The organism is Annamia dubia NIES-4383, from assembly GCF_055394725.1.
On record NZ_AP025630.1, the window covers coordinates 2303208 to 2314440 of the forward strand.

Below are 11233 nucleotides of genomic sequence, written 5' to 3' on the forward strand. Positions count from 1 at the left end.
TTGAAATCAATGAACTGAACAATCCACAAAAGGCTATATGGTTGAGAGTATAGATTATAAAAAGTTGATAGCCAGTACCTTAAGCAAAATGGAGGTAATGCAAAACCGTATCAATCAGTTAGAGAAGAACCAAAGTGAACTGATTGCGGTAGTAGGTATGGGCTGTCGTTTTCCGGGGGGACTTAATTCTCCAGAAAAATATTGGAGTTTTTGCCAAGCCGGCCTTGATGCGGTAACACAAGTGCCTAAAAGCCGTTGGGATGTCTCAAAACTGTATTCGGAAGAACTCACTGTAGGCAAGATGAATACAGCATTTGGGGGATTTCTTCAAGAAAATATTACGGAATTTGATGCGCGTTTCTTTTCTATCTCAGCCAGAGAAGCAACTTCCATGGATCCTCAACAAAAATTACTCTTAGAAGTAGCATGGGAAGCCTTAGAAAATGCCAATTTACCCCCAACCAAATTAGCAAATAACAAAGTCGGGGTATTTGTGGGCATCACCAGCATGGATCATGCCATCAAGGTTTATAGTAGCAACTATGAAGAAATTGACTCCTTCTTTGGGACGGGAAACTCCCTCAGTGCCGCCGCAGGGAGACTATCTTATTTTTTAAATCTTCGAGGCCCTTGCCTATCGCTCGATTCCGCCTGTGCCTCCTCATTAGTAGCAGTTCACCAAGCCATCCGAAGCCTGAGAAATAATGAATGTGAAGTGGCTTTAGTCGGCGGAGTTAACCTCATTTTAGACCCGGCCATTACCATTAACCTTTCTCATTCAGGAATGATGTCCCCCGATGGCCGTTGCAAAACCTTTGACGCTTCAGCCAATGGGTATGTTCGGGGGGAAGGCTGTGGAGTTTTAGTATTAAAAACCCTGTCAGAAGCAGAAAAAAACGGCGATCCCATTCTTGCCTTATTACGAGGCTCGGCCATCAATCATAATGGCACAGCGGCCGGTTTAACCGTACCCAGTGGGCCGGCTCAACAGGATTTACTGCGCCAAGCCCTAAGCGATGCCAGACTCAGCCCTGAAGATGTGGGCTACATAGAAGCCCATGGCACAGGCACATCTTTAGGGGATCCCATCGAAATGAATGCCATTGCCTCAGTTTATGGAAAGCGATCGCAGCCTCTTTATGTTGGGTCAGTCAAAACCAATCTTGGCCATCTTGAAGCGGCCTCGGGCATGGCCGGGATCATCAAAACAATTTTAATTCTTCAACATGGTGAAATTCCGCCCCATCTTCACTTCCAAAATCCCAATCCTCTGATTAATTGGCAAGACCATTCTATCAAAATTCCCACCCAAAATATACCTTGGCCAAATAATGATAAAATTGCGATCGCAGGGGTAAGTGCTTTCGGTTTTTCAGGTACAAATGCCCATGTAATCGTTCAACAAGCCCCCTTAACCAAAACTAGAGCAATTAAGCCACAACTTCCCAGTCATCTGTTGACCCTTTCAGCCCACAATAAAAGCGCCTTAAAAGAATTAGCACAACGATTTGATGATCACTTAGGGGAACACCCCACCGAAATAGGGGATATTTGTTATAGTGCGGCCGTTGGCAGAGCCACTTTACCTGAGCGTTTAGCCATTGTTGGCGATAGTCTATCTCAATTACAACAAAGATTAACCGCTTTTGCACAGGAAAAGCCCCTTGACGATTTAACTTTTTATCAGCGTTTGAGTGGGGAAAAACAGCCTAAAATTGTCTTTCTGTTCACAGGGCAAGGTGCTTGTTATGCCCAGATGGGGTATCAACTCTATCAAACAGAGCCGATATTTCGTCAATCTATTGACAGATGTGCCGAGATCTTAGCTCCCCATTTAGATCATCCTTTAACTGAAATATTATTTGGGGAACAAACCGATTTACTCAATCAAACCGCCTATGCTCAACCGGCCATTTTTGCCCTAGAATATGCCCTAACTATGGTGTGGAAAGCTTGGGGAATCACCCCTAGTTTACTGATCGGTCATAGTGTGGGGGAATATGTGGCCGCTTGTGTTGCGGGGGTATTTAGCTTAGAAGATGGACTGGCCTTAATTGTCAAACGGGGTCAATTAATGCAAAATACACCTTCAGGTAAAATGGCTTCAATTTTCACTGATCAACAGACGGTTGTTGACCTAATTAAAAATTATAATCAAACCGTTTCAATTGCCGCCATTAATCATCCCCAACAGATTGTAATTGCAGGGCAAAGTGATAGTATTGAGGAGATTATTAACACCTGTAAAAAGCGAAAAATATCGGCACAATATCTGCCCGTTACTCAAGCTTTCCATTCCCCTTTAATCGAGCCAATTTTAACAGAATTTGAAAAACAAGCCCGTCAAATTAATTATCAAAAGCCTCAAATTCTTTTAGTTTCAGGACTTGACGGACAGATTTTAGAACATCAACCAGATGCAAATTACTGGGTCAAACAATGTCGAGAACCAGTCCAATTTTTATCAGGTTTAATGACTGCTTTAAATAAGGGATATAATCTATTTTTAGAGGTAGGTTCAAGACCCATATTAGCAGAGCAAGGCCGCCGTTATAATGATGAAGTGATCTGGTTAAGTTCCCTCAATCGTGGTTTAGATAATTGGCAGACAATGCTGTCAGCTTTAGGGCAACTTTATCTTAATGGAATTGATTTTAACCTAGAACAATTTAATCAAAATTATGGCTATCAAAAAGTTAGATTACCTAATTATCCTTTTCAAAGAAAATCTTTTCAGTTTTCAGCAAATCTGAGAACAAATTCTCAATTTACTAACGACATTTCCCCCATATTAGAAACAGCTAATTTTCCCAAAAATACAATATTAGATATGCAAAACCATCAACTTGAAATTCGTAATCAATTAAAGTCTATTCTCGCTTTACTTTTGAAAGAAGATGAAAGCGACCTGCCTGAAAATGAAACATTATTAAATTTAGGGGCAGACTCAATTATTTTGACGGATTTTTCTCGCAAAATTGAAGAAAAATTTAAAGTTAAAATTAAAATAGATCAACTTTTTACTGATTTACAAACTCTAGTTGATATTGCTCAATATCTAGCTAATTTTGTTGAACAAAATCCGGTAAAATCACCTTCTGAAAAAGCGATTAACTTACCCGATCATGAAGTAGAATTTAACAATTATTTACAAGTTATTGCTCAATTGCAACCCATTGCGATTAATTATATTATCAAAGCTTTAGAAACTTTAGGAAAAAAACTCAATCAAGGGGAACAATGGACAACAGAAAACTTACAGAAAACCTTATCTATTGCACCCAAATATCATGTTTTATTAACTCGTTATTTATCTGATTTAGAACAAGCGAATATTCTTCAAAATCAAGGTAAGATTTGGACAGTTAAAAATGTACCCCAATCTTTTAACCTACCTCAAGCCCTGAAACGCTTACAGGAAAACTGCCCAGCCGCCACCCCAGAATTAGAAATGTTGCAACGCTGTGGCGAAAATTTAGCCGAAATTCTCAAAGGAAATATAGATCCTTTAACCCTAATTTTTCCAGAAGGCTCTGTTGCCCATGCAGAAAGTATTTATGGTAATTCTCCCGTCTCGCGCCGGATGAATCAACAGGTGGCTGAGGCCATTAATCAGATTTTAATTAACTTTTCCCACAGCGATCGCCCCTATCAAATTATGGAAATAGGGGGGGGAACAGGTGCAACTTCCGCAACCATTCTCACTCAAGTAAACCTCAACCATGTTAATTATTCATTTAGCGAAATCTCTCCCTTTTTACTCAATCAAGCCAGACAAAAATTCAGCCAAAAATATAACCTCAACTTTCATCAATTAGACATCGAAAAGTCTCCCATTTCTCAAGGCATACCGGCCAATCGTTATCATATCGTAGTGGCCGCCAATGTGCTTCATGCAACCCGCAATATTACACAAACCCTAACCCATATTAAGGAAATTTTACGACCGGGAGGGTACTTAGTTCTGCTTGAAACCGTAGAAAATAACCCTTGGCTTAATTTAACCTTTGGCTTAACCCCCGGCTGGTGGCGCTTTCAGGATCGGGAATTACGCCCCGATACTCCCTTATTAAGTGGGGAAAAATGGTGTTCTGTTTTAAAAAGCTGTGGTTTTGCCACGGCCAATAGTTTTTCTAAACAGAACAATCTTACTATTAATAATGGGCAAGAATTAATCATTGCCTCTACCCCAAGCCAAAGCCAGTCCATCTCCGTCACCCCTGAGCCATCTTTTACCATTGAAACATCGGGCAAAGAAGCCTTAATGATGGCTCAATTGCAATCGTTAAAAGATCTTAAAGATCTCCATGAGAAGACCATTATCAAGCAATTGGAAATCCTCCAAACACCTTCATCGGTTGCCCCCAGTCTGGTCACACCAAGCTCAACCCCCCAGACTGAAATGATCTCAGTGCAAAATCTGCCAAGGGAAATCTCTGAGGTAGCTACCCAAGAAAGGCCAAAAACTGCACCAAAACCCAGCTCCCCCAATTTAAACCCCTTAGCCTTAAAACTAAATGAAAATAAATCTTTAACCGAACAACAACAGGCCTTTATTGACAATTTACAAAAAATTTATAATCAAAAAACGGCCAAATCAAAAGCCTATTCACAAAATAGCCGCCGGACAATGGTTGACGTTAAACCGACTATTGATTTTCGCATGAGCTTAAAGGAATTTCAATATCCCATCGTTTCAGAGTCGGCTCAAGGAGCTTATTTTACCGATATTGATGGCAATAATTATATTGATTTAGCCATGGGGTTTGGGGTTAACTTTTTTGGCCATAGCCCCGATTTTGTGATTCAAGCCGTTCAAGAGCAGATGGAGCGGGGGATAAGCTTAGGAATGCAGTCAAATCTGGCCGCCGAAACCGCCGCTTTAATGAGTGAACTGGGGGGAGTGGAGCGAGTGGCCTTCAGTAACACGGGAACGGAAGCCATTATGGCCGCCATTCGCATCGCTCGATCGCGCACAAAACGCAAAAAAATCGTCATGTTTGCCGGATCCTATCATGGAACTTTTGACGGAATTTTAGCAAGAGTAGGAGAAGATGTAACCACCGCTCACCCCCTCAGTCTAGGCACTCCTGCGGGGATGGTGGAAGATGTGATGGTTTTGAGTTATGGAGTAGAAGAAAGCCTTGAGGTGATTGCCTCTCATGGGGAAGAATTGGCCGCCGTATTAGTTGAACCAGTTCAGAGTCGTAAACCGGATCTACAACCTCAAGAATTTTTGCAAAAATTACGCAAAATCACCCTTGAAAAAGGGATTACCCTAATTTTTGATGAAATTATTACCGGATTTCGCATCGCTGCGGGAGGTTCTCAAGAATGGTTCAATGTCAAGGCGGATCTAGTCATTCACGGTAAAGCCATTGGTGGAGGCCTCCCCATTAGTATGATTTGCGGTAAAGCAGATTGGTTAGATACCGTTGACGGCGGTTTCTGGCAATATGGAGATGACTCCCATCCCCAAACGGAATTAACCGCTTTTGGCGGAACTTTTTGCCGTCATCCTTTAGCTCTGGCCGCTTGTCGTGCCGTGCTTTTACACCTTCGGGACAACAGCCCCACCCTTCAAGAAAATGTCAATCAATTAACCCATCGGTTAGCCACCGAACTTAATCAATTTTTTCAAGAGGTAGATATTCCAATTCGGGTTGTCAATTTTGGCTCTTTATTCCGCTTTGAACCCTTTGGAGCTTATAGTCTTTTCTTACAGCCCATCGAATTACCTCTTTTTTATTACTTATTAAATCTTAAAGGAATCTATACATGGGAAAAAAGAGTGTGTTTTCTATCTACTTGCCATACCCATGAAGATATAGATAAGGTAATCATCGCCGTCAAAGAAGCCATTACCGAATTACAGCAAGGCGGTTTTTTTGTTAATACCAAACGCCCCCAAGTTAAAAAAGAAGAAAAAAAGTCCCTCTCTGAAGATGAAGATGGGAGGGCGAAATTACCCTCTTTAAAGCAAACCTTTCCCACCAGTGAAGCTCAACGTCAGCTTTGGTTATTAGCAGAATTAGATCCTAATGCTTCAGCCTCCTATAACGTCACAACCTCCTTAGAATTACGAGGTTATTTAGAGGTTTCGATCTTAGAAAAAACGATTAATCAAGTTATTAATCGTCATGAAGCTTTGCGCACCAAAATTTTAGAACAAGGGGAATTACAAGAAGTTATCAATCAAGTTGACATTAAGTTAAATTTAATTGATTTAACTAATGAAAAAAACCCAGAAAATACGGCTTTAAACCTACGCTCTCAGTTTTCTCAAAAAACTTTTGATCTGTCTATTGCTCCTTTATTTTCTGCTATTTTAATGCGTTTAAAACCTGACCATTATCTCCTGTCATTAAAAACCCATCATATTGTGGCCGATGGTTGGTCACTCGGTTTAATTTTGAATGAAATTGGTCAACTTTATTCAGCCAAAAATAGCCAAACTCAAGGGCTTCTTCAACTGCCAATGCAGTTTCAACAATATTTAGCCTTACGGGAACAAGAAGCACAAAGTCCCCAGATGTTAGAGCATCGTGATTTTTGGTTGAAAACCTATCAGGGAGAATTGCCTACTTTTGAGCTTCCTACGGACTTTCCCCGTCCCAGCGTTAAAACTTATACAGGGGGACAACAAAGTAAAATCATCGCCCCTGAACTAGGGCAGAATTTGCACCAAGTGGGACGCAAAAATAAAGCCACATTATTTATGACGATATTCGCCGCTTATACCGCCTTTTTACGCCGTATTTGCGCTCATGATGATTTAATTATTGGCATCCCCATTTCAGGGCGACAAATTGAGGGCAGTGATAATTTAGTTGGTTTTTGTTCCCAATTTTTGCCCCTACGCATACAAGTAGATGCTCAAACGTCCTTTGTTGAACATTTGCAACAGACTAAGCAAACTCTGATCAATGCTTTTCGTCATCAAAGTTATACTTTAGAGGATTTATTAGCCACCCTAAAATTGAAAAGAGATTTTTCCCGTTCTCCTCTGATTTCCGTATCTTTTAATATGGATCCTAGTTTAACTTTACCTGAATTTAAAGGGTTAAAAGTATCCCTCCCACCAGAGCCAATTGGTTACACACCTTTTGATTTAGGATTTAATTTAATTGAACTGGATCATAACCTGATTATTTATTGTAATTACAACACAGAACTGTTTAAAAAAGAGACAATTGAGCAGTTTCTCGAAAGTTTTGAAATCCTGTTAATGGGTATTATTAATAATGATAATCAACGGCTTTATCAATTACCATTATTAACCCCAATTCAACAGGAAAAATTACTCGCAGGATTAAGGGGAAAAAGTCACCAAATTTTAGATAATTCTACTATCATTGACGACTTTATTGCTCAAGTTAAATCTACTCCCAATGCTCCGGCTTTAATTGCTGGAAATATAACCCTTTCCTATCAAGAATTAAACGAAAAGGTAAACCGTTTAACCCATTATTTACAGCACAAATATCAGCCCGAATCAAAAACAGCGATCGGGGTTATGATTGGCCGTAATTGTAACTTAATTATCGCCATTCTTGCTACTTTTAAAATTGGAGCAACTTATGTTCCCATAGACTACCAATATCCTCAAAGTCGAATTGAATTTATTTTAAAAGATAGTGGCTGTCAGTTGTGTTTAACGGAAAGTAATTTTGAGACAAAATTACCTCAACAAATGCCAACAATTTGTTTAGATCAAATTGATTCTCTTATTGAAAAATATAATAAAGATGAGCCGCAAATCTGGCGAGATCCGAGCCAAACTGCCTATATTTTCTACACTTCAGGGTCAACAGGTAATCCGAAAGGAGTGATGGGTCGTCACATTTCAATTGTTAATGTTATTCAAAGTTTACGACTAACTTTTGATTTAGATCGACATCGTGAATGGCGCTATATTTTCACAGCGGCCGTTACCCATGATCCATCTATTCGTAATATTTTTCTTCCTTTAACCATAGGAGCGCCTTTATATATTTATGAAATAAAATATATAGGACATTTAGTTTCTTTCTTACAAGAAAATCAAATTAATGCAATACACACTACCCCCTCTATTTATCGAGAAATCTTAGGTTTACTTGAGCCAGAAGAAACTATTTCTAGCTTGAAATATATCTCAGTGGGGGGAGAGAAATTAGATCAAGAAACGGCCTTAAATTTAAAGAGACGTTTTCAAGCTCAAATTGTTAGTAATGTCTATGGTTCTACGGAAACTTGTGTGGGAGTATCCCAATATCAAATCAATGAAAATTTAGATGGTGAAGTTCCCCTTGGTCAAGTTTTTCATAATAATCAATTATCTGTTCTTGATGAATTTGATAATCCCGTCCCCCCCCATGTTATCGGCGAAATTTGTGTAGAAGGAGCGGCCTTAGCATCTGGTTATCATAACCTTTCTGAAATGACTCAAGAAAAATTTAAACCGAGCTTTCTTGATCAGACAAAAATTATGTTTAGAACTGGTGATTTAGGGAAACAAACCGCCACTGGAGTCATTGAATTTATAGGCAGAAAAGATAATCAAGTTAAAGTTAATGGTTATCGCATTGATCCTGGAGAAATTGAATCTCAATTAACCAATTATGCCCCCATTGAAAGGGCGATTGTCTTACCTATTCAAGTTAATAATCAAACCCAATTATCGGCCTATTGTCAAACTAAAAAAGCGATCGAAATTGCTGAAATTCGAGAATTTTTAAGTAACTTTTTACCTGTTTACATGATACCAAGTTACTTTGTTTTCTTAAACCAATTCCCCTTAACTAGACACGGAAAACTTGACCTTCATTCTTTAAAAGAAATGGGAGAAATGGGTCAATCTTACGTTAATTCTAATTATGTTGCTCCCCGTAATCAATTAGAATCAAATCTTGTTAAGATTTGGGAGCAATTTCTCTCGAAACACCCCATCGGTATTTTTGATAACTTCTTTGAAATTGGCGGTCATTCCCTACTTTTGTCAAGGGTTGTCAATCGGGTTCATAAAGAATTAAATGTATGCGTAAAATTGGCTGATTTCTTTAAAGTTCCAACCGTTGCGGGATTGGGGGCTTTAATCTCCCAAACTCAATCTGATTATCAAGAGCCAATCCCGGCCATTCTCCCCCAAAAATCCTATCCTATGTCTCATGGCCAGCGCCGTCTCTGGGCTTTAGAATTTCTGGATCATAATCATAATGCCTATGGAATGCCTAGTGCCTATCAATTTAAGGGTAATCTCAAGATTGATGCTTTTGAAAATGCCTTTCAACAGTTAATTCAACGCCATGAAATTTTACGCACAACCTTTACTTTAATTAATAATGAACCTCGTCAAGTTGTCCATGATCACATGAATTTTGTAATCAAACAAATAGACTTGACAGAGTATAGTGAAAAAGAACAACAACAGCGAATTGATGAGGCGATCACCCATAATGCTAAGATAAGTTTTGATTTAGAAGTAGGCCCTTTAATTAAAGTTAACCTACTCAAACTAAGCCCAGAAAATTATATTGTGTTATTTAATATGCACCATATTATTTCTGATGGTTGGTCAGCAGGGGTTTTAATTAAAGATTTTCTCGCCCATTATCATGCGGATGGACAAGAAAATTATCAATTATTACCCCCCCTAAGAATCAATTATAAAGACTATACTTCTTGGCAAGAAAATCAATTAAAAACCTCTAAACTTCAAGCACAAAAGGATTATTGGTTAACTAAATTAACACCTGCTCCTGCGCGTCTTAACTTACCGATTGATTATCCCCGCCCCCCTATTCAAAGTTTTCAAGGTAAGACAATCACATGGCAACCCGATCCAGAATTAATTAACCGTTTTAAGAAGTTAATTAAAGCTGAAAATGGGAGTTTATTTATGGGTTTAGTGAGCTTAGTTAAAAGCTTTTTATTCCTTTATACCGAACAAAATGAAATTACAATAGGCTCGGCCATTGCGGGTAGAAATCATCCTGATTTAGAGGAACAAATTGGGTTTTATGTTAATACTTTAGTCTTGAGGGATCAAATAGCAAATAATGACAGTTTTACTGATGTTATTAATAAGGTAAAAACCACCACCCTAGAGGCTTATGACAATCAAGAATACCCCTTTGATCGGATCATATCTGATTTGAATTTACAACGGGATCCTAGTCGTAACGCTCTATTTGATGTGGCCGTTGTTCTCCAAAATAATCAAAATGTAGACCTAGCTTTAGAAGGAATTACAGTTAACTCGATTGACCCGAAAATGATTAGCTCTAAATTTGATTTAGAATTTATTTTTGTGGAAGAAGCACAACTGTATCTTAAGCTAATATACAACAGTGATATATTTATTCATGAGCGCATTGTATTGTTGATAGATTTATTTAGTAAATTACTAGATCAAATCTTAAAATTACCCCATGAACCTTTAATCAATTTATCTTTATCTTCCTCACCAAATTCTGTTCAAGAAGATGATGATTTGTTTGGGGAAGGCTTTAACTTTTAATTAATAATAATTACTCAATTAGGAGAAGATTTAATGAATACAAAATTACCGATTCTAGGCGTTTTAGGGGGCATGGGGCCAGTGGTTACGGCTGAATTTCTTAAGTCAATTTATGACTATAATCCCTTTATTGAAAAAGAGCAAGAATCCCCTAATGTGATCGTTTTTTCCCTGCCTTGTGCACCCGATCGCACGGGATCAATTGATAGTGGAAAAGAGAAAGAATTTATTGATTTTATTCAAGTCAATCTCGAACATCTAAATAAACTGGCCGATCGCATCGTGATCGGCTGTTGTACCGCTCATTATGCTTTACCTCAAATTCCTGAATATTTGACGAATAAGCTCATTTCTTTAATCAAAATAGCGGATCAAGAACTCCAAAAATATAATCAACCGAGTCTTTTATTGGCTAGTACGGGGACTTATCAGAAAAAATTATTTCATGAAGGTTGCGCGGCCGCCGATCAAATTATTTCTTTATCTGAAAATGATCAACAATTGATCCATGAAATGATTTATAAAGTGCTAAAAAGAGGACATGATCCCTTAACTATTCTGAGGAATATAGAAGAATTATTAGATAAATATAATACTCGTTCCTATATTTCAGGGTGTACGGAATTTCATCTTTTAACAAAATCTCTCAAACTCAATGGTATTGAGACAATTAAAGCGATCGATCCTTTAACAATTATCGCTCAAAACTTTTGCGAGATCAAACTAAACTAA

General features: G+C 38.4%; 2 protein-coding genes. Both read left to right on the forward strand.

The genetic code is table 11. From position 1 onward, the window contains the following. The first annotated feature begins 37 nt into the window (after positions 1 to 37). A complete protein-coding gene (locus Anndu_RS10385; RefSeq protein ID WP_464101132.1) occupies positions 38 to 10501 on the forward strand; it encodes an amino acid adenylation domain-containing protein in 10464 nt (3487 codons plus the stop codon). Between the two features lie 33 nt (positions 10502 to 10534). Continuing rightward, positions 10535 to 11233, forward strand: coding sequence for an aspartate/glutamate racemase family protein (locus tag Anndu_RS10390; protein WP_464101133.1), 699 nt, complete (start codon positions 10535 to 10537; stop codon positions 11231 to 11233).

Excerpts from the sequence above, each read along its gene's own strand:
- Anndu_RS10385 (WP_464101132.1), top strand. The coding sequence starts at position 38 with ATGGTTGAGAGTATAGATTATAAAAAGTTGATAGCCAGTACCTTAAGC.
- Anndu_RS10390 (WP_464101133.1), top strand. The coding sequence starts at position 10,535 with ATGAATACAAAATTACCGATTCTAGGCGTTTTAGGGGGCATGGGGCCA.